We start from the raw sequence: 21,104 nt of genomic DNA, 5'->3' as shown, positions 1-21,104 counted from the left end.
TGAGGAGGTTGGTCTGGGGGAGGATGGATGACTGGAAAGTAACGGTGAATGACTGAACTGCAAGGGGGTGGAGTGCGGTCCGCTCCGTGATGATGAATTCGCTCGCATCCTTACTTTCCAATCTCTCGATGCGAGTGCCACACAGGACGGGGGTCGTGTGCACGCATCGACGCAGCAGCGAGCGGCGGACCATCGGCCGTACTTCTTTCTGAGCTACGCGCACACACCGGGGTACGGTGGTGGATCGGACCCGGATATGTGGGTCGAGCGGCTTTTCCAGGATCTCTGCGGTCATGTGATGGCCATGACCAACCTGCCCGCCGGTGCGCCGGCGGGCTTCATGGACCGGGAGATACGCTCCGGTGAGGGCTGGTCCGAGCGGCTGGGCAGTGTGCTCGCCAACTGCCGGGTCTTCGTCCCGCTGTTCTCGCCGCGTTACTTCGCCAGCGAGATGTGCGGCAGGGAGTGGTACGCCTTCGAACAACGCGCCATCCATCACCGGGCCCGGTCGAATCAGCCGGCCGAGGCGATCGTGCCGGCGCTCTGGGTGCCCGTGCCGCCGAGTCAACTACCGGGCCCAGCCGAGCGGTTGCAGTTCAACCACCGCGATTTCGGGGAAAGATACGTCAGTGACGGACTCTACGGGCTGATCAAACTGACGTTGTTCGCCCAGGATTACGAGCAGGCCGTCTACCACTTGGCCAAGCGCATCGTCGACGTCGCCGACACCGTACGGCTCGGCTCGGGCAGACCACTCGATTTCCGTCTCATCCCCAGCGCCTTCGGCGCACCGGGCAGTGGCGCGGGTGCGCCGAGGCCCATGCGGATCACCATTGTCGCGCCCACTCGCCACGACCTGCCGGAAGGCCGGAATCCGGAGTACTACGGTGACAATCCGCACGAGTGGAACCCCTACCATCCGGCTTCCGCCAGACCACTGGCCTATGTGGCCGAAGAACTGGTGCGCTCTCTCAACTACCAGCCTCTCATCGCGTCGTTCGACGAGGAACCCGGACAGCGCCAGGGGAAGCAGCCGCCCAACACGCCCGAAATCCTCCTGGTCGACCGCTGGGCTCTGCAGGACGAGGACCTGAGACGTCGGCTCGCCGCATTCGACGCGGAGAACCGGCCCTGGGTGACCATGGTCGTGCCGTGGTGCAGGGGAGACCACCAGAGCAGGGCGGCCGAGGCCGAACTGGCCGAGAAACTCGAGCAGACGATGCCGGTCAAGATGCGGCAGGGGCGGGCCTTCTGCCGTGTCGCGGCCAAGGGGGTACCCAGCATGGAAGCGTTCGGCCAGATCCTGCCCCAAGTGGTCGAGGTGGCCGCCCAGCAGTATCTGAGGCATGCCACGGTCTATCCACCGGCCGGTGGACGGCACAGTGAACGGACGCGGCTGATGGGGCCGATGGGAAACACCCAGTTCATACCCGACATGCACGACCCTGCGACGGATGCGGAGGACGTATGACAGCCGGTCGTGACGGGCGCGTCGTCACTTTCTACTCGTACAAGGGTGGCACAGGGCGCACGATGGCCCTGGCCAACACCGCATGGATCCTGGCCGCCAACGGTAAACGGGTGCTGGCCGTCGACTGGGACCTGGAAGCACCCGGACTCCACCGGTTCTTCCACCCCTTCCTCGACCCGTCGACTCTCGGGGCCACCACCGGCGTGATCGACCTGATCACCGAGTTCGCCTGGGCCGCGACCAACCCCGCCCAGCGGGCCGACGACTGGCACCGGGACTACGCCCGCATCCAGCCGCATGCGGTCTCACTCACCCCTGAGGCGCTCGGCTGGGAGTTCCCGAGGGGCGGGACCCTCGATTTCGTGTCCGCCGGACGGCAGAACCGTGAGTACTCCGCGACCGTCTCCACCTTCGACTGGGACAACTTCTACGACCGTCTCGGCGGCGGCCACTTCTTCGACGCCCTGCGGGACGACATGAAGGCCAACTACGACTACGTCCTCATCGACAGCCGTACGGGCCTCAGCGACATCGCGGACATCTGCACCGTCCATCTCCCGGACGTGCTCGTCGACTGCTTCACCCTCAGCGACCAGTCCATCGACGGCGCAGCCTCGGTCGCCCGGCAGATCGCGGAGCGCTACACCGGCCGGCCCATCTCCATCTTCCCCGTCCCCATGCGGATCGACGAGGGCGAGAAGGAGAAGGCCGATGCCGGGCGGGCGCTGGCCCGGCTGAAGTTCGACCGGTTGCCCCGAGACCTCTCCGGTGATGAACTCACCGCGTACTGGGGCGCGGTGGAGATCCCCTACCGCCCCTACTACGCGTACGAGGAGACCCTCTCCACCTTCGGCGACGAAGCCGGGCTCAGCAATTCACTGCTGTCGGCCTTCGAACGGCTCACCGCGGTCGTCACCCAGCAAGAGGTCACCGCGATGCCGCCCGTGGGCGAAGAGGCGCGGCTGCGCATCCGCGACGCGTTCACGCGGCGCAGGCCCGCACTGCCCGCTGATCTTCTGCTCAGCTATGTGGCGGAGAACCGGATGTGGGCGGACTGGATCGAGTCGGTTCTCACGCGGGCGGGGTTCCGGGTGGTCCCACGCGATGTCTCCGCCGACCCGGCCAACCTGGACCCCCTGCCTGCTGCGGGCGAGACGGCGGCCCGTACGGTCGTCCTCCTCTCCAGCGCCTATCTCAAGTCCCAGCGGGCCGTGGACCTCTGGGAGCGTGCGGTCTCCGAGGATCCCGGTGGCGGGCGGCGTCAGGTGCTGCCGCTCAGGATCAGCGATGTCCGGCTCTCCGCGCCGTACATCGACCGCAACCCGGTGGACCTGTTCAGGCTTGACGAGGTCCACGCCACGGCCGCGTTGATGCGCGCCCTGGACCGGCCGACGCAGGCCGGCGACGGGGCGTCGCCCGGCCCCCGATTCCCCGGCACCGTGCCTCGGATCTGGAACGCACCGCCCCGCAACCCCGGTTTCACAGGCCGTTCCCTGGTCCTGGAACGGATGCGTGACCAGCTCGGCGGAGGCATGGCCGTCGTGCTGCCGCAGCCGCAGACTCTGTACGGCCTCGGCGGTGTGGGTAAGACCCAGGTCGCCCTGGAGTACGTGCACCGTTTCATGGCGGACTACGACCTGGTGTGGTGGATATCGTCCGAACAGACGGACGACGTGATCGCGGGACTCGCGGAACTGGCCGTGCGACTCGGCGCCCAGGGCGGCGACGACATGGCTGCGGCCTCTCAGGAGGCGGTCGATCTGTTGCGTCGTGGCGTGCCGTCGGACCGCTGGCTGCTCGTCTTCGACAACGCCGACGACCCGGAACGGCTCAGGCGTTACTTCCCGCAGGGCGGCTCCGGCCACATCCTCGTCACTTCCCGGAACCAGGCATGGTCCCAGCACGGCGACGCGTTGCCGGTCGACGTCTTCCTGCGGGAGGAGTCGATCGAGCACCTGCAGCGCAGGGCCCCCGGGCTCAGTGTGAAGGATGCGGCCCAGGTGGCCACTGCCGTCGGTGACCTGCCGCTCGCGGTCGAACAAGCGGCGGCCTGGATCGCGGAGACCGCGACCCCCATCGACACCTACCTGGATCAGCTGGCCCGACAGGCACCCGAGGTCCTGGCCCTGAACCAGCCGGCCGGGTATCCGCAGCCCGTGGCGGCAACGTGGAACATCTCCATCGAACGGCTCAAGGAGCGCTCGCCGGCCGCGGTGCGACTGCTCCAGCTCTGCGCGTTCTTCGCACCCGAGCCGATCTCCGCGAATCTCCTCTACAGCAAGGAGATGATCGAGGCACTGAAGCCGTACGACGCCTCGCTCCAGGAGAAGCTGGTGCTGGGCCGGGTCATCCGTGAGATCGGCCGTTTCGCCCTCGCCAAGGTCGACCAGGTGTCCAACTCCATCCAGGTGCACCGCCTGGTGCAGGCGGTGATCAGGGCGCAGCTCAGCGAGGAGGAGCAGACAGAGGCCAGGCATGTCGTCCACCGCATCCTGGCGGGCGCCCGTCCCGACGACACCGAGCCGATCGACAACCCGGAGACCTGGCCCCGCTTCGCCGTGATCTGGCCCCACCTGGGCCCGTCCGACGCACGCAACTGCCGTGACCATGAGACCCGCAGGCTGCTGATCGACCGGGTGCGCTATCTCTGGAAGCGCGGTGATGTGAGGACCGCGGGAACTCTGGGAGAGGAACTGCGCGAGGTCTGGCTGGGAATGCTGGGAGAGCGGGACATACAGTACCTGTACCTCTGCTTCCACCTCTCCAACATCCTTCGCACCCGTGGGCGGTACGTGGAGGCCAAGGAACTCGACGAGTTCACCCTGCGCCTGCAGCGGGAAGTGCTGGGGCCGGAACATCCGCACACGTACATGACCACCAGCAGCCTCGCCATCGACCTGGGCCTTCTGGGGGACTACGGGCGGGCGATCGAGCTGGCGACAGAAGCCCATGACGGCTTCAACCAGATCTTCCACGAGAGGCACGCCCGGACGCTGGCCGCGGCCAATAATCTCGCCCTGAACCTGCGGAGCGTCGGGCAGTACGCCAGAGCACGGGAAATCGATCAGGACTGCTACGACCTGCGGTCCGAGGTACTGGGCCAGGAGCATCCGCACAGCCTCTCCTCCGCACTGAACCTGGCGCGTGACCTGCGAGAGGTCGGACGGTACGAGGACTCCGTCGGATTGCTCAGCCGTACGTACGGCAGTCTCAAGGCCACCCTCGGCCGGACCTACCCCACCACGCTCAGCGCGGCCAAGAGTCTGGCGGTCTCGCTGCGCAGGGCGGGGCAGCTGGAGGACGCCCGGAGGCTGACGGTCGCCACCCGGGCCAGGTACCGGGCCAAGTACACCGCGGCCAACCCGGAGTCACTGGCCTGTGATCTCAACATGGCGGCCGACCTGTTCGTCGCGGGGGAGGCCGTCGAGGCTCGGGACACCGCGCAGGAGGTGGTGGACCAGTACATGAACGTGCCGGGGGAGAGCCATCCGTACACCCTGGCCGCGCAGAACAACCTCGGTACCTACCTCTCGGGGGCGGGCGCGCCGCAGGAGGCGGAGGAACTGCTGACGCGGGTGGTCGCCTCGATGCGTGAGGTGTTCGGGCGCGAGCACCCGAACACACTGTTCTGCGTCATGAACCTGGCCAACGCGACGGCCGGGCGGGATCTCGAACTCGTCCTGGAGACGGAGCGCCGGGTCGCCGGTCAGCTCCGGGAGGTCCTCGGGGCGCATCACCCGGAGACGCTGGCCATGACGTCGAACCTCGCGGTCACACTGGGCTCGATGGGGCGCAAGGACGAGGCACTGAGGCTGCGGGCCGAGACGGGGGACGAACTGGCACGGCAGCTCGGCGACGACCATCCGCTGACCCGGATAGCGAGGGACGAGCGGAGGTTCTGGCGCGAGCTGGAGCCGATGTCGGTGTGACGGCAGGGCGGGGCGGCCCGGTGCGGAGCCGGGGCGCGTGGTGCTTCGTGGGCGGGTCCCGCACTGTTCATCCTCCGGTCGGCGGGCGTGTGCCCGGCGGCTGCCGTGGAGGTGTCCGGGACCGCCGGCTCACCTTCATCGGCAGGACCTCCACCTCCGGTTTCCTCCGGGCCCGCTGATCCGGTGGGGCTCCGGTCCCGGAGCCCCACCGCTGCTCAGCGGAGCGCGGCCTCCCGGTCGTCCAGCAGCCAGTTGAGCACCTCCGGCAGCACCGACAGCGCGTCGAAATGCGCCGCCGCCGGTTCCAGTACGGTGGTGGCGCCCGGGATCTGTTCGGCCAGCCACCGGGAGTGGCCCACCGGGGAGAACACGTCCTTCACGCCGTGCCACAGCATCACGGGACACGTGATGTCGGCGGGGTCGAACCCCCACGGCCTGCAGAACGCGAGCGCGTCGTCGATCCAGCCGTACGCCGACGTGCGCAGCCCTTCCCGGAAGTTGGCGAGCAGCATCGTGCGGATCCCGGCGTCGTTGACCACGGTGCGGTCGGAGTCGGTCAGCTCCCGGCGCAGGTCGTCCAGGAGCCGGGCCGGGTTCTGCCGGATCTCCGCCGAGCGGCTGATGAAGGATTCCGCCAGCCCGTCCGGATCCGCCGTCGCCCTGGAGTACGCGAGGACGTTCGAAGCGGCCATCCCGTCGAACCAGTCGAGCCCTTCGGCATCCGGGGGAGCCAGGCTGACCAGAGCGGCACCACGGGTGACCCGTTCGGGCATCAGCGCGGCGCAGGCCAGAGCGTGCGGTGCGCCGCCGGAACGGCCGACCACGGCGAAGCGTTCCAGGCCGAGGGAGTCCGCGATCGCCCGGACGTCCTCGGCGACGTCCATCACCCGCCGCCCCGGTAGCCGGTCCGAGCCGCCGTACCCCGGGCGGTCGTAGGCGATCAGCTGCATGTTCCGCTGGTAGAGGACCATCCCGCGTGGAGCAGGCCCCAGCCGGCTGCCCGGCATGCCGTGCAGGAGGAACACCGGTCTGCCGCGGGGGTCCCCCAGTCGCTCGACCATCAGATGCCGTCCGTCGGCCACGCGCACCCGACTCCGCACGACGCCCTCCGCTCATCACCCCGCTCGGTCCGGGCATCAAGTGCCCGGCGTGTACTGCCAGTTCGATGATGACCTATCGGAAGCGATACCGGCACTCCCTGTCGGTACGAGCCGGTGGTGTTCGGGACGTTCGGGGGCATTCGGTGGTGTTCGGCTTCAGGAGTGCCCTCCACGGCATCCGGACTTCGGGAGCGGTAACAGGACAGGACTAGTCCTCACCCGCTGCCGACCGGCCGTCGCACCGGGTGTTCACGAACGGTACCGACGTGGTGCGACGCGGGTTGTGAACACGGCGCGCGTGAACCGTCGGCGTCGTGTGCGCGTCCGGAAGTCGACCTTGTGTGCTATCGGTCGCATCGGAATAGTGGGCGCCCCATCCTCCGTGTTCCGGACACCCCACTTGTCCGTGCACGGCCCCACAGGAGGTCGAAGTTGAAGCACCGACGCATATCCAGGAAGCGCGTGGCCCTGGCCGGATCGGCCGTCCTCGCCGTGGTCGCGGCAGGAGTCACGCTCCAGACCGCGAACGCCAGTGACGACGTACCCCAGTTCGACGCACGGACCCTGAACGCCCACTCGGCCGGAAGCCTCGCGGCCACCCTGGACAAGGCCCTGGGCGGAGACAAGGCGGGCGCGTACTACGACGCCAAGGCCAAGAACCTCGTCGTCAACGTCATCGACGAGGCCGCGGCCGAGCAGGTCCGCCAGGCGGGCGGCAAGGCCAGACTGGTGCAGCACACGCTCGCCGAGCTGACGAACGCCCGGCAGACCCTCTCCGACAAGGCGACCATCCCGGGCACCTCCTGGGCCGTCGACCCGGTCAGCAACAAGGTGGTCGTCACCGCCGACCGTACGGTCGACGGCGCGGCCTGGGACAAGCTCAGCAAGGTGGTCGACGGGCTCGGCACCAAGGCCGAACTCAAGAAGTCCGAAGGGGAGTTCAAGCCCCTCATCGCCGGCGGCGACGCCATCTGGGGCGACGGCGCCCGCTGCTCGCTCGGCTTCAACGTGGTCAAGGGCGGCGAGCCGTACTTCCTGACCGCCGGCCACTGCACCGAGTCGATCACCAGCTGGTCCGACGCGCAGGGCGGATCGGAGATCGGCGCCAACGAGGGCTCCAGCTTCCCGGACAACGACTACGGCCTGGTCAAGTACACGTCCGACGTCGAGCACCCCAGCGAGGTGGACCTCTACGACGGCTCCACCCAGGCGATCACCCAGGCGGGCGACGCGACCGTCGGCCAGACGGTGACCCGCAGCGGCTCCACCACCCAGGTCCACGACGGTGAGGTCACCGCGCTGGACGCCACGGTCAACTACGGCAACGGCGACATCGTCAACGGCCTCATCCAGACCACGGTCTGCGCCGAGCCCGGCGACAGCGGCGGCGCGCTCTTCGCGGGCGACACCGCGCTCGGCCTCACCTCGGGCGGCAGCGGCGACTGCTCCGCCGGCGGCGAGACGTTCTTCCAGCCGGTGCCCGAGGCGCTGGACGCGTTCGGCGCCGAGATCGGCTGACCTCCGGTCTCCCTCCGGTTCCGGTGAACCGGCGAGCCCGCCCCCTTGCAGGAGGGGGCGGGCTCGCTCGCGCAGATCGTCCTCACCGCAGCTGGTCAGGTGCGACCAGACGCTGAGGCACAGGCGACACGCCGGGGGCCCGCTCGGCGGGGGCGCCGCTCAGCGCACCGTCCATGTATCCGAACAGCGCTTCGCCGATCGGGTCGGGCAACGGTGTGCCGTCCTCGCCGAACCGTTCGTACTTCATCAGGTTGTAGCCGATCGCGGCCTGCCGGCGCCCGTCCTCCGTCGACAGCGCCCAGGTCCCGGCCCCGAACACGCCACCGTCGTGGCCCCAGTACCAGCCACCGCTGGGCATCTTGAGCGTGTACAGGCCGAGGCCGTAACGCATCGCCACCTCCTGTCCCGGAGCCGGCTCGTAGGCGGGGACCGTCGTCTTCATCTCCCGCAGCTCCGCCGCGCCGAGCAGCTTCCCGCCCAGGAGCAGGCGGTAGAAGTCGTTGAGGTCGCTCATCGTGGAGACCATCGCACCGGCCGTCCCGGCCCAGGACATGTCGTACACGCTGTAGTCGCGCGCCGGGTCGATGGTTCCGTAGAACGACTCGTACATCTTGGCGTGCGGCCCCGATATGCGGGCGGAGCGCGGGAAGTACGTGTGCCGCAGTCCGGCCTTGCGGATGACGTTCCTGGTGATGTACGACTCCGGGTCCTGGCCCGTGACCTTCTTCAGGAGCAGTCCGGCGATGATGTAGTTGGTGTTCGCGTACGAGTGCGTGCCACGCGGCGCCGGTGGCTCGGCCGCCAGGCCGAGGCGGGCCAGCTCCTCGGGGACCATCTGGCGGAACCGGCCTTCGTCCAGGGCCTGTCCCGGGTCCGTCACCAGCTTGGGGAAGGCGGGCAGTATGTAGTCCGCGATACCGCTCGTGTGGTTGAGCAGCATCCGCACCGTCACCTTGCGGCCCCGCTCGCCCGGCACCAGCTCCGGAAGGTAGTCGCCGACCGGGGCGTCCAGGTCTATTCGGCCCTTGGCCACCTGCTGGAGGACGGCCACCGAGGTGAAGGTCTTGGTGATGCTGCCGATGCGGTGCTCGTAGTCCGGGTGCATCGGCCGCCCGTTGTCGATGTCGGCGACGCCCGCCGCTCCGCGCCACTGCCCGGATCCGTCCCTGACCGCTGAGTAGGCCCCGTACATCCCCGCCTGGTGGAACGCGTCGAGGGAGGCGCGCAGCGCTTTCCGGTCGAGGCCGGATGTCGTCGAGGCGGCGGATGCGGTGGTGGTGGCAGGCGGCGGGGCGTCGGATGCGGCCGGCAGTGCGCCGACCGCGAGGGACAGCAGGGCTGCCGATGCGACAGCGGCCAGGCGCGCTCTGCGGCGCCCGGAGCGAGGGTTCGGTCGGGTGTTGCGCATGGGCGGATCCCGTCTCCTCAGGTGTGCGTGACAGAGCTCCCCATCCTCTGCGTGTCACACCCGCCGTCCATCCTCCCTGCGAACGACCTTGTGCACAGGAAGAGATGACGTTTGTCAGGTGTCGGCCCCACGGCGCCGGACCGTCAGGGAGCGAGCCCGGCCAGCGCCCTCGCCACGGGGCTCTGGTCCAGCGGGCCGATGTGCGGTGCGGCGGGGAAGTCATGGACCGTGAACGGGTTGCGGGGCGTGCGCGCGTCGGCTTCCGTGATCATCCGGTCCTGGAGTTTCGTGGCGATCGTGCGGTCCTTGCCGAAGCGCAGGTAGGTGCGCGGAAGCCGGCCCCAGGACTCCGGTGCGCCCACCGCCCGGCCCGCGTAGGCCATGGTCGACTCATCCGTCTGCATGCTGCCGAGCCGCTGCCGGAACGCGTCGTCCGGATAGTCCGCGCACATCATCTCGCGGAGCGCCGCGAGGTCCTCCGCATCGCCCGTACGGGGATTGAGCCGCATCACGCCGAGCTGATCGGGGTCCCCGATGATCTGGCCGAAGGGGATGAGCGCGTCCGCGTTCTCGGGCGCGGCCGTGCACGCGTCGGGGGTCGGCAGGGCGGGGCTGGGGCAGAAGGCCGCCATGTAGCAGATGTGGTCGAGCAGTTCGGGCACGGCGTTGCTCACCCGGCTCACCGTGGCCCCGCCCAGGCTGTGGCCGACCAGGACGACCGGGCCGTTCGCCGCGGCGCGGCGGACCACGCGGGTGACATGTCTCTCGTAGTCGTCCAGGCCCAGCGCGGCGACGGGTGACGGCTCGATGGCCATGGCCTCGAGGTCCTGCCGCTGGTACGACTCCGGCACGAACGCCTGCGAGCCGTGCAGCGGCAGATCCACGGCGACGACACGGTGACCGCGCAGGACCAGCTCCTGCGCCACGGGCAGCCAGTACGCCCCCGCGCTGTGCGTACCGTGCACCAGCACATACGTGCACGGCCCCGTGCCGCCGCGGCTGCTGTCACGCCCGGACGAGGCAGCCGACGCCGTCGTCCCCGTGCCGGCGCCGAGGACGACGCCGCCCGCCGCGAGGCCGAACCCGCGCAGCACTCCCCGGCGAGCCGGGTGCCCGCGCCCCTCGTCCTGACGGTCCGTTCCGTGGTTCTTCGTCATGCCTCGACGCTACGGAGGGCCCGGGGCCCGCCGAAATGGGACACGCCCCCCGGAACGGACTGCGGCAGGCCCCCGGGAAGCCCGGGGGCCGGGCTTTCCGGGGGCCGGAGGCCGCGTCAGGCCGCCCGGTCCAGTCTCCCGGGGCCTACTTGGCCGGGGCGACGCCGAAGATGTCCACCGCGTGGTAGTACGTCCACGCCGTGCTGTTGCACGCGGTCAGTTTGGCTCCGGAGTAGGCGGCACACACACGTTTGAGGTCCGAGTAGAACGCGGAGTCGATGCGGGACTTGTTCGCGGGGAACGTGCCGGCGGCCTTGTAGTTGCGGTAGCCGAAGTCATGGCGGGCGCAGGCCGTCTGGAAGGGGAAGCCGAACGGGTTGTCGGGAGAGGTGCTGCAGTAGTCCGTCGACCAGCTGAAGCCGTACGCGGCCCAGGCGCCCTGGTTGTTGCGGGCGGCGTTCCACGCGTTGTAGCTGGAGGCGCTCGTCTGGGTCCAGGAGCTGAGGACCTGCGGCTTGTCCGAGGGGGCGGCCGTCGCGGAGACGGCGGGTACGAGGGCGAGCGGGAGCGACAGAGCGACTGCGGCGAGCGGGACGGTGAATCGGCGACGCATGAGCAACCTCCGTTGAGTGAAAGGGGGTTGTGCAGGCCGTGCTCCTCGCGGGTCCCGCGAGGCCGCTCCCAGAATGACGTCATGCACCTGCCATGCCTAGTGGCTTCGCCCGCCCGACGCCGGGATTTCGGCTGTGCATCGGGTGCGGGTCGGCCAGGGGTCGTCCCCCGCGTGTGCACCGGAGCGCCCCGGGCTCCCGTGGCCGCCGACCCCGATGTCGCCAGTCGCCAGTCGCCGGCGCGCGGCTCCACGCCGACGCCCGCGCCGGGGTGGTACGGCGCGGGCGTCGGCCTCGTCGAGGAGCTGCTGGGCTGATCCCGGGGCTCAGCCGAGGTGCGAGCCGCTCCCGGAGGCCGCCGCGTCCCGGGGAGCCGTCGCCTGCCCCTTTCCGTCCGTGTCCCGGCGGCGCGTCGACAGGAGCATGGTCAGGGCTGTGCCGACGACCGCCCAGGCGGAGAGCACCAGCAGGGGGCCGGTGACCGCGTTGCCCCTGAAGTACGCGATCGAACGGGCCGTCCAGGTCCCCGCTCCGGGTGGCAGGGCGGGGCCGATCGCCCGCCAGAAGTCGGGGAGCATCGGCAGCGGGAAGGCGCCGCCGGCGCTCGGGTTGCCCGCGATCACGATCAGCAGGACGGCCAGGCCGATGCCGACGATGCCGGTGAGTGCCTCCAGGGCGAGCGTGATCATGCCGGTCGCGAAGACGATCAGCGCGCCCAGGCCTGCCAGGGCCCAGAAGCTGCCCGGGAGTGCGCCGAGGACGGGGCCGATGATGATCGCGCCGCCGATCCCGCCCACGATCGAGTACAGCGCCATGACCCCGGTGCGGATCGCCGCGCGCTGCCGGTTGGCCGGCCTGGTGCCCGCGCTGATCGCCAGGATCGAGGCGCAGAGGTAGCCGCCGACGCACCAGCCCACGACCAGGTAGAACGACGAGAGGCCGTTGAAGTCGCCCGGAGAGGCGGGGGCCACGTCCACGGGTCGTACGGTGCGCTGCCGGGGCCCCTCCGCCTGCTCGATGATCTTGGTCAGTGAGCTGGCCAGCACGGTGCCGCCGCCGGAGGCGACGAGCACCGTGTCGGTCGACCCACTGGGGCTGACGATCAGGGCGCCGTCGATGTCGCGGTTCTGGATCTGCCGGCGGGCCTCGGCCTCGCCGGAGACCGCGCGCGGATCGAGCGGGCCGCCCGGCAGGTCACCCAGCTGGGTGACGAGCTGCCCGGACACCCGCTGCGGGGCGACGACCCCGAAGGGGACATCCGTCGGGTCGGGCCTGTGCAGCGCGCCGACGTAGGAGGCGATGAACAGCAGCTGCAGTGCCAGTACGCCGATGACCAGCAGTGCGGCCCGTGTGGTGACGGCGCTCTTCACCTCGTCAGCGAAAGTCATGCCCCCACAGTCCGGGGAGCCCGGCGTTCGCGCAGGCGGTGCCGGGCCGAATGGCGGAGGAGGGCGCCCGCGCCCGGTTATCGTACGAACGTTCGAAACTTGGTCTATGGTGGAGAGCAAGGGGGTGGTGAGACGGAGAGGTCCAGGAGGTGCGGATGCCCGGGTTCACGCATCTGCATACCGTTTCCGGGTTCTCCCTGCGGTACGGGGCATCGCATCCGGAGCGGCTGGCCGAGCGTGCCGTCGAGCGGGGGATGGACGCCCTCGCGCTGACCGACCGCGACAGCCTCGCGGGCGCGGTCCGCTTCGCCAGGGCCTGCGAGAAGGCCGGGATACGCCCGCTCTTCGGAGCGGAGCTCGCGGTGGCGCGGCAGGCGGGAGGAGAGGGGCGTACGCACAAACCGCGTACGCCGGTCCGCGGAGGTGCCTTTGTCGATGAATCCGCACCCCGGGTCACCTTCCTCGCCCGGGACGGCGCCCGTGGCTGGGCCGAGCTGTGCCGGCTGGTCACCGCCGCCCATGCCTCCGGCGCCGGGGACCCCGACGCCGGACAGCCACTGGTCGGCCGCGACGCGCTGCCCGCCGAAGGACTCACCGTGCTGCTCGGCCCCGCCTCCGAGGTGGGCGCCGCGCTGGCCGCGGGCCGGCCCGACCGGGCCGCCGCGCTGCTCGCCCCCTGGCGGGAGATCTACGGCGACGCCCTGCGCCTCGAAGCCGTCCACCACGGCCGCGAGGGCACCGGCCCCGGATCGCTGCGGCTCGCCGCCCGTACCGTCGGCTTCGCCGCCGAGCAGGGCGTGCGGGCCGTGCTGACCAACGCCGTCCGCTATGCCGACCCGGGACAGGGCCCCGTCGCCGACGTGCTCGACTCGGCCCGCCGGCTCGTCCCCGTCGACCCGCGCCGTTCCCCCCTCGACAGCGGGGAGCGCTGGCTCAAGGACGCCCGCGCCATGCGGGAGACCGCCGAGCGGATCACCTCCGCCGCGGGGCTCGGCCAGGGAGCCGGTGAGCGGCTGCTCGCGGAGACCCGGCACACCGCAGACGCCTGCCTCGTCGACCCCGCGGACGACCTGGGCCTCGGCAGCGTCCACTTCCCCGAACCGCACCTCGTCGGCGCCGGGCGGCGCACCGCCCAGCGGGTGCTGGCCTCGCGTGCCGCCGCCGGCATGGTGCGGCACGGCTACGACCGCAGGCGCGACTACTGGGACCGGATGAACCGCGAGCTGGACATCATCGCCCACCACGGTTTCGCCTCCTACTTCCTGACGGTCTCCCAGGTCGTCGACGACGTGAAGGGGATGGGCATACGGGTCGCCGCGCGCGGCTCCGGGGCCGGCTCCCTGGTCAACCATCTGCTCGGGATCGCCCACGCGGACCCGGTAGAACACGGGCTGCTCATGGAGCGCTTCCTGTCCAAGCGGCGCTTCGTGCTGCCCGACATCGACATCGACGTCGAGTCGGCCCGCCGCCTGGACGTCTACCGCGCGATCATCGGGCGCTTCGGCGCCGAGCGGGTCGCGACCGTCTCCATGCCCGAGACCTACCGGGTGCGCCACGCCATCCGCGACGTCGGCGCCGCGCTCTCCATGGACCCGGCCGAGACCGACCGGCTCGCCAAGGCCTTCCCGCACATCCGGGCCAGGGACGCCCGCGCCGCGATGGAGGAGCTGCCCGAACTGCGGGCCGTGGCCGGGCGTAAGGAGCAGTACGGCCGGCTCTGGGATCTGGTGGAGTCGCTGGACGCACTGCCGCGCGGTATCGCCATGCACCCGTGCGGGGTGCTCCTCTCGGACGACTCGCTGCTGCGGCGCACGCCGGTCATGCCCACCAGCGGCGAGGGCTTCCCGATGTCCCAGTTCGACAAGGACGACGTGGAGCACCTCGGGCTGCTCAAGCTCGATGTGCTCGGCGTGCGGATGCAGTCGGCGATGGCGCACGCGGTGACCGAGCTGAAGCGGGCCTCGGGGCAGGAGGTCGACCTGGACGCCGTACCCCAGGGCGACCCGGAGACGTACCGGCTGATCAGGAGCGCCGAGACGCTCGGCTGCTTCCAGATCGAGTCGCCGGGCCAGCGCGACCTGGTCGGCCGGCTCCAGCCCGCCACCTTCCACGACCTGGTGGTCGACATCTCGCTGTTCCGGCCGGGGCCGGTCGCCGCCGACATGGTGCGGCCGTTCATCGAGGCCAGACACGGCCGCGCGCCCGTGCGCTACCCGCACCCCGACCTGGAGGGGGCGCTGCGCGACACCTATGGGGTGGTCGTCTTCCACGAGCAGATCATCGAGATGGTGAACATCATGACCGGCTGCGGACGCGGCGAGGCCGACCGGGTGCGGCGCGGGCTCTCCGACCCCGAGTCGCAGGCCCGGATCAGGGTCTGGTTCGCACAGCGGGCGGCGCGGAGGAAGTACGGCGCAGAGGTGATCGCCCGTGCCTGGGAGATCATCGAGGCGTTCGGGAGCTACGGCTTCTGCAAGGCGCACGCGGTCGCCTTCGCCGTGCCGACGTACCAGTCGGCCTGGCTCAAGGCGCACCACCCGGCGGCCTTCTACGCCGGGCTGCTCACGCACGACCCCGGGATGTACCCGAAGCGGCTGCTGCTCGCGGACGCGCGGCGGCGCGGGGTGCCGGTGCTGCCGCTGGACGTGAACCGGTCGGCGGCCGCCCATAGGATCGAACTGGTGTCTGGCGGTAATGGTGAGAAATGGGGATTGCGGCTGGCGCTCTCGGACGTCCACGGCATCAGTGAGGCCGAGGTCGCCCGGATCGAGGCCGGGCAGCCCTACACCTCGCTGCTGGACTTCTGGCAGCGGGCCAGGCCCGGGAAGCCGGCCGCCGAACGGCTGGCCCAGGTCGGCGCGCTGGACGCCTTCGGCGCCAACCGCAGGGACCTGCTGCTGCATCTGTCCGAACTCCACCGCGCCCAGCGGGGCTCCGGCTCCGGAGCGGCGGGCGCCCAGCTCCCGCTCGGCGGCGGGCACAGGACCGGCACCGTCGGACTGCCCGACCTCAACGACGCCGAACGTCTCAGCGCCGAGCTCGGTGTCCTCAGCATGGACGTGTCACGCCATCTGATGGGCGATCACCACGCCTTCCTGAAGGAGCTGGGCGCGGTCTCCGCCCAGCGGCTGCGGGAGGCCGGGCACGGGGAGACCGTGCTGGTCGCGGGCGCCAAGGTGGCCACCCAGACCCCGCCGGTCCGTTCCGGGCGCCGGGTCATCTTCACCACCCTGGACGACGGGACGGGCCTGGTCGACCTCGCCTTCTTCGACGACAGCCACGCCGCCTGCGCACACACCGTCTTCCACTCCTGGCTGCTGCTCGTGCGCGGGGTGGTCCAGCGGCGCGGCGCGCGCAGCATGAGCGTGGTCGGCTCGGCCGCCTGGAACCTGGCGGAGCTGGTCGAACTCCGGCGCACCGGCGGCCTCGACGCGGTCGCCGCACGGCTGGCGGAGGAGCCCGCCTCCGGCGAGGAGGAGGCACCCGACGACGGCCGCCGCATCCAGCTGCCGACCGGCTACGAGATGAACCCCTGGTCCGATCTCCAGCCGGCCGGTGAAGGGACGCCCACCGGAAGGAAGCTGTGGCACCGGAGCCAGGGGAGCGCGGGATGAACGACCAGCCGGCCGTCCTGTGCCTGCGGTTCCGCCGGATCGGCGGCGGACTGCCGGACAGCGCGGGTTACGAGGGACTGCTCGCCCTCCTCGGGGCGTTCACCCCGGTCGTCGAGGCCGCCCCGCCCGGCGCCGCGCTCGCCGATGTCAGCGGCGCGCTGCGCTACTTCGGGCAGGACGCGACGGGACTGGCCTCCGTGATCCGGGTGCGTGCCCTCGCCCTGCACGGCGTGGACTGCGCGATCGGTGCCGCCTCCAACCCCATGCTGGCCAGGATGGCCGCACGGCAGGCGACGGCCGGAACGACCTTCGTGGTGCCCCCCGGCGAGCACGCCGGCTTCCTCGCGTCCAGGCCGGCCGCCGCGCTGGACGGCGTCGGGACGGCGACCGCGCGCACCCTGTGCGGATACGGGCTCGACTCCATCGGCCGGATAGCCGCCGCACCGCTCGCCACCCTGCAGCGGATCACCGGCGTACGGACCGGGCGCGAGCTGTGGGAGCGGGCCAACGGCATCGACCGTACGCGGGTCGCGCCGAACGCCGCCGCCCGGTCGATCGCCGCCGAACGCTCCTTCCCCCGCGACGAACTGGACCCGGAGCAGCACCGCCGCGCGCTCCTCTCGCTCACCGAGGAGCTGGGGGCCAGGCTGCGCGGCGACGGGCAGGTGTGCCGCTCGCTCGCGGTCTCCGTGCGCTACGCCGACCGGACCGGTTACGCGACGCTGACCCGCAGCCGTACGCTCCAGGAGCCCACCGCCCACTCGGCGGAGCTCACCTCGCTCGCGTACCGGATCCAGGACTCGTTCGCCCTGCAACGGGCGCGGGTGCGGGGGATCGGGCTCCGTGCGGAAGGGCTCCACGACGCGGAACGCGCGGCCCACCAGCTCACCTTCGACCCGGTGGACGAGCGGGCACGGCGGATCGAGGCGGTGTCCGACAGGCTGCGGGCCAGATTCGGCCCGGGGGCCGTGAAGCCGGGGCGGCTCGCGGCCTGACCCCTGAGCGGCTCGCGGCCTGCCCCCCGGGGCACCGGAATCTTTTTACCGACGCGTAACTTCCCCCGCGACCTTACCCGTGCGTAACTTGGCATGAGCACGTAGACACGCATCTCACTTGTGGTCCGGACCGCAGGGCGCACCGACATCGCAACTCCCTTGAGCCGCAAGGAGATCACCCGATGCTGCCCTGGACCCGTGCCCGGCGCTCCCCACGCGCCCGCCGCACCCTCGCCGCGCTGCTCCTCACCCTCGCCGCGCTCGTCGCCCCCACAGCGACGGCGACCGCGGCGGAAACCGCCGCTCCGTCCCGTGGATGGAACGACTACTCCTGCAAGCCTTCCGGGGCCCACCCCCGCCCGGTCGTCCTCGTCCACGGAACTTTTGGGAACTCGGTCGACAACTGGCTGGTTCTCGCGCCGTACCTCGTCAACCGGGGCTACTGCGTCTTCTCACTCGACTACGGACAGCTCCCGGGCGTGCCCTTCTTCAACGGCCTGGGCCCGATCGACAAGTCGGCGGAACAGCTCGACGCGTTCGTCGACGAGGTGCTCGGCACCACCGGCGCACCGAAGGCCGACCTCGTCGGTCACTCCCAGGGCGGCATGATGCCCAACTACTACCTGAAGTTCCTCGGCGGAGCCGACAAGGTGAACGCCCTGGTCGGGATCGCCCCCGACAACCACGGCACCACGCTCCTCGGCCTCACCCGGCTGCTGCCGTACTTCCCGGGCATCGAGGACCTCCTCACGACGAACACCCCGGGTCTCGCCGACCAGATCGCCGGCTCCGCCTTCATCACGAAACTCAACGCGGGCGGCGACACCGTGCCCGGGGTCCGCTACACCGTCATCGCGACGCGGTACGACGAAGTCGTGACCCCGTACCGCACGCAGTACCTGGACGGGCCGAACGTACGCAACGTCCTGCTCCAGGACCTGTGCCCGGTCGACCTGTCCGAGCATGTCGCGATCGGGACCATCGACAGGATCGCCTTCCACGAGGTGGCGAACGCCCTTGACCCGGCGCACGCCACCCCGACCACCTGCGCCTCGGTCATCGGCTGAGACGCACTGCCGGGCCCCCTGTCACCGGGGCCCGGCAGCCACCCGGTCAGGCGCGGTGCGCGCCGCCCGCGGACCGGCGGCGGACCGAGACGAACAGGGCACTCGCCCCGAGGGCCAGCGCGGCGGCCCCGCCCATCGCGAGGTAGGAGGTGCTGCTGCTGCCACCCGTCTCGGCGAGGGCCTCGTCCGCGGGGGAGGCGGCGACGTTGTTCGGCTCGGGCGCGTTCGCCCCGGTGTCCTCGGCCGGGGCCGCTTCGGTGACCTCCGCGCCGGTCGAGGCGTCGTCGTCGCCGTGTCCGCCGTGCTCGACGGACGACTGGCCCGCGCCCTCGTCGATCTCCTGCTCGGACGGGGCGGACGCGGCCGGCGCCGGTGCGGCCGCGACGGAACCGCTGGCGGACTTCTCACCGCCGAAGACCACGTCGGAGCAGGCGTAGAAGGCCTCGGGGGAGTCCGACCGCTGCCAGACCGTGTAGACCAGCTGCCGTCCCGACGCCTCCGGCACGGTGCCGTCGAAGACGTACGACCCGTCCACCAGCTCCGGGTCGGTGGCCGTGACGAACGGCTTCTCCTGAAGGTCCGACCACTTCAGGGGCTGGGACGGGTCATAGCTCGCCTTGGTCAGGAACAGCTCGAACGAGCCCTTGTGCGGAGCGGTCGCCCGGAAACGGAAGGTGTGGCTGCCCGCCTCCATGGCCGTGGACGGCCAGTCGGCGCGCGGCAGGTCGAGCCCCTTGAACTTGTCGTTCCCCGCGCTGCACAGCTTGCCGTCCGGGATCAACTCGCGGTGCTTACCGGCGGCGTTGGCGACGTTCACGCCGTTCCAGTCGTACAGCGCCTGGGTCCCGCCCGCCGCCACCGCCGCCTGGCAGGCCCCGGACTGCGGGTTCTCCGGCCCCTCCGCGAAACAGGCCGAGACCCGGCTGACCGGATCGCTCAGCGAACCGTGGGCGGCGGCAGGGGTGGCGGAGAGCCCGGTCAGCGCGAGCGGCGCGACGCCGAGCGCGACGACGGTCCCGGCGAGCCCGCGGCGGGCGGTGGTGATGACGGCCATGGTGGTGGTTCTCCTTCGGCGGCACGGCTGGTTGCTCAGCAAACTAGCCGCCGTCAGGAGGGCAAAAGCCCCAGGTGGCACCCCTTATGCCGCCCTTAAGCTCTGCCTAATGGGGGAAACAGGTCGGTGGGAGGTCGCGGACAGGAAGTTCGGGCATATCGGCCGGAATCCTCTCCGTGACCTCCCACCGGCCGACGTCAGACCTGGACGCCCGGCATGCCGTCCTCCACGACCACACTCGCGCGCGTGCTGATCGTGGCGCCCGGCTTCGTCACGAACGGGAGGACGCGGAAATCGCTCGTCCACCGGTCGCGGTCCACCGTGACGCGTACGTAGCCGCGCTGGCAGTTGAAGAACTTCATGTGCGGGTTCGTCGCGAGGAACTTCTCCCCCTCCGGCGTCATGTCCGCGCCGTCGCCGCCGCTGGTGATCGAGGTGCCCACGAACTCCGAACCGACGGTCGCCGACTCCGGGTCGGCGTAGTCGCGCTTGAGGTCCCAGGCGTAGTTCTGGTGGCGGTCACCCGTGATCACGACCAGGTTGCGCACCCCGCGGGTGTCCGCCTCCGCGAGGAGCCGGTTGCGCTCGGCGACGTAGCCGTCCCACGGATCCATGAAGACGTCCGTGGCCGGGCCCGGGTCCAGGTCGGTCTGGCCCATCGGGGCCTGGTTGCCGAGGATTTGCCAGCGCGCCTGCGAGCGGCTGAAGCCCTTGAGCACCCAGTCCCGCTGCCGGGCCCCGAGCAGGGTCCGGTCCGTGTCGAAGCGGTCGTCGCAGTCGGCCGACGAGCCGTCCCCGCACGCCTGGTCGTCGCGGTACTGGCGGGTGTCGAGCATGGTGAAGTCGGCGAGCCGGCCGTAGGGGAGCCTGCGGAACATCTGTACGTCGGGGCCCTTGGGCAGCTGGGGCCGGCGCAGCGGTGCGTGCTCGTACAGGGCCTGGAAGGCTTCGGTCCGGCGCTGCAGAAACGTCTCGGGGTTCTCGTCGTTCTCGGAGGTCTCGCCCGCCCAGTTGTTCTCCACCTCGTGGTCGTCGAACGTCATGATCCACGGGAAGCTGGCATGCGCCTCGCGCAGCGGAGCCTCGGACTTGTAGAGGCCGTACTGGAGGCGGTACCGGGCGAGGTCGAGGGTCTCCGTGTGGAACTTCGGATCGGTCGTCACGCCGCGCTTGTTCGTCTTGAGGCCGTGCTCGTACAGGTAGTCGCCGAGGTGCACCACCAGGTCCAGGTCCTCCTGGGCCATGTGGTGGTAGGCAGTGAAGTAGCCGTCCTGCCAGGCCTGGCAGGAGGCGAAGGCGAACTTCAGCTGCCGGGGGGAGTCCCCCGGCGCCGGGGTGGTGCGTGTGCGGCCCACGGGAGAGATCGAGGAGCCGGCCTTGAAGCGGAACCAGTACGTGCGGTCGGGGGCGAGCCCGTGCACCTCGGGGTGGACCGAGTGCGCCAGTTCGGGGGTCGCGACGACACTGCCGCGGCGTACGACCCGGCGGAACCGCTCGTCGAGCGACACCTCGTAGTGGACACGGACCGGCTTCGCCGGCATGCCGCCGAGACCGTCCTGTGCGAAGGGTTCGGGAGCCAGACGGGTCCACAGCACGACACCGTCCGACGTCGGGTCGCCCGAGGCGACACCCAGGGTGAACGGGTCGCCCTTCAGGGTGGGCGCGGCGAACGCGGACTGCGCCTCCCACGCCCCCGTCCCGAGCATCAGCGCGGCGGCTGCCGCACCGCCGAATCCGAACATCTGCCTGCGGGACACGGAATTCGCGACCACGGGTACGCCCTCCTCGGTTG

Annotated in this window: 14 protein-coding genes; 7 read left to right on the top strand and 7 right to left on the bottom strand. The window is 70.8% G+C overall.

Annotated features, from left to right (window positions below):
* The first annotated feature begins 157 nt into the window (after positions 1–157).
* Together fsxC and fxsT are read left to right on the top strand one after the other, a co-directional pair.
* Complete coding sequence (gene fsxC / locus ACIREO_RS18355) at positions 158–1,471, top strand: FxsC protein (protein WP_404110885.1); 1,314 nt, start codon at positions 158–160, stop codon at positions 1,469–1,471.
* Positions 1,468–5,400 carry an FxSxx-COOH system tetratricopeptide repeat protein gene (fxsT, locus tag ACIREO_RS18350; RefSeq protein WP_404110883.1) on the top strand — a complete coding sequence of 1,311 codons (3,933 nt, stop codon included), beginning with the start codon at positions 1,468–1,470 and terminating at the stop codon, positions 5,398–5,400. Before fsxC ends, fxsT begins: the two co-directional genes overlap by 4 nt.
* Before the next feature lie 215 nt (positions 5,401–5,615).
* Here the strand turns inward: fxsT and ACIREO_RS18345 are convergent, their stop codons facing one another.
* Positions 5,616–6,500, bottom strand: coding sequence for an alpha/beta fold hydrolase (locus ACIREO_RS18345; RefSeq protein WP_404110880.1), 885 nt, complete (start codon positions 6,498–6,500; stop codon positions 5,616–5,618).
* Between the two features lie 432 nt (positions 6,501–6,932).
* Here ACIREO_RS18345 and ACIREO_RS18340 point away from each other — a divergent pair, with 432 nt between their 5' ends.
* Positions 6,933–8,018: a S1 family peptidase gene (locus ACIREO_RS18340; RefSeq protein ID WP_404110878.1), complete on the top strand. Its 1,086-nt coding sequence runs from the start codon at positions 6,933–6,935 to the stop codon at positions 8,016–8,018.
* 82 nt (positions 8,019–8,100) lie between these two features.
* On the opposite strand, the gene ACIREO_RS18335 is transcribed toward ACIREO_RS18340, so the two are convergent.
* The 3 genes from ACIREO_RS18335 to ACIREO_RS18325 form a co-directional block, all read right to left on the bottom strand.
* A complete protein-coding gene (locus ACIREO_RS18335) occupies positions 8,101–9,426 on the bottom strand; it encodes a serine hydrolase domain-containing protein (RefSeq protein WP_404110875.1) in 1,326 nt (441 codons plus the stop codon).
* A 143-nt stretch (positions 9,427–9,569) separates the two neighbouring features.
* The gene (locus tag ACIREO_RS18330) at positions 9,570–10,583 is read right to left on the bottom strand and encodes an alpha/beta fold hydrolase (protein WP_404110872.1); all 1,014 of its coding nucleotides are present in this window, start codon (positions 10,581–10,583) and stop codon (positions 9,570–9,572) included.
* A gap of 145 nt (positions 10,584–10,728) precedes the next feature.
* Positions 10,729–11,196 (bottom strand): phospholipase, encoded by a 468-nt coding sequence (locus ACIREO_RS18325; protein ID WP_404110869.1) that lies wholly within the window; start codon positions 11,194–11,196, stop codon positions 10,729–10,731.
* Between the two features lie 171 nt (positions 11,197–11,367).
* On the opposite strand from ACIREO_RS18325, the gene ACIREO_RS18320 reads away from it, so the two are divergent.
* A complete protein-coding gene (locus ACIREO_RS18320; RefSeq protein WP_404110867.1) occupies positions 11,368–11,511 on the top strand; it encodes a hypothetical protein in 144 nt (47 codons plus the stop codon).
* A 9-nt stretch (positions 11,512–11,520) separates the two neighbouring features.
* Here ACIREO_RS18320 and ACIREO_RS18315 read toward each other — a convergent pair whose 3' ends face one another.
* The gene (locus ACIREO_RS18315) at positions 11,521–12,582 is read right to left on the bottom strand and encodes a DUF3533 domain-containing protein (RefSeq protein WP_404110864.1); all 1,062 of its coding nucleotides are present in this window, start codon (positions 12,580–12,582) and stop codon (positions 11,521–11,523) included.
* A 155-nt stretch (positions 12,583–12,737) separates the two neighbouring features.
* On the opposite strand from ACIREO_RS18315, the gene ACIREO_RS18310 reads away from it, so the two are divergent.
* The 3 genes from ACIREO_RS18310 to ACIREO_RS18300 all read left to right on the top strand — a co-directional run bounded on the left by ACIREO_RS18310 (position 12,738) and on the right by ACIREO_RS18300 (position 18,258).
* Entirely contained in the window at positions 12,738–16,196 is a 3,459-nt protein-coding gene (locus ACIREO_RS18310) for a DNA polymerase III subunit alpha (protein ID WP_404110862.1), read from the top strand.
* Positions 16,193–17,191 (top strand): hypothetical protein, encoded by a 999-nt coding sequence (locus ACIREO_RS18305; protein ID WP_404110859.1) that lies wholly within the window; start codon positions 16,193–16,195, stop codon positions 17,189–17,191. The genes ACIREO_RS18310 and ACIREO_RS18305 overlap by 4 nt, the downstream gene beginning before the upstream one ends.
* Before the next feature lie 182 nt (positions 17,192–17,373).
* Entirely contained in the window at positions 17,374–18,258 is an 885-nt protein-coding gene (locus tag ACIREO_RS18300; RefSeq protein WP_404110857.1) for an esterase/lipase family protein, read from the top strand.
* A 46-nt stretch (positions 18,259–18,304) separates the two neighbouring features.
* Here the strand turns inward: ACIREO_RS18300 and ACIREO_RS18295 are convergent, their stop codons facing one another.
* Positions 18,305–19,312 (bottom strand): lytic polysaccharide monooxygenase, encoded by a 1,008-nt coding sequence (locus ACIREO_RS18295; RefSeq protein WP_404110854.1) that lies wholly within the window; start codon positions 19,310–19,312, stop codon positions 18,305–18,307.
* A 197-nt stretch (positions 19,313–19,509) separates the two neighbouring features.
* A complete protein-coding gene (locus tag ACIREO_RS18290) occupies positions 19,510–21,084 on the bottom strand; it encodes an alkaline phosphatase D family protein (RefSeq protein ID WP_404110852.1) in 1,575 nt (524 codons plus the stop codon).
* Positions 21,085–21,104: the final 20 nt, after the last annotated feature.

Origin of the sequence: Streptomyces sp. NPDC102441 (assembly GCF_044765585.1) — a bacterium.
GTDB lineage: Bacteria > Actinomycetota > Actinomycetes > Streptomycetales > Streptomycetaceae > Streptomyces.
This window is presented reverse-complemented; position numbering and strand designations above follow the sequence as displayed.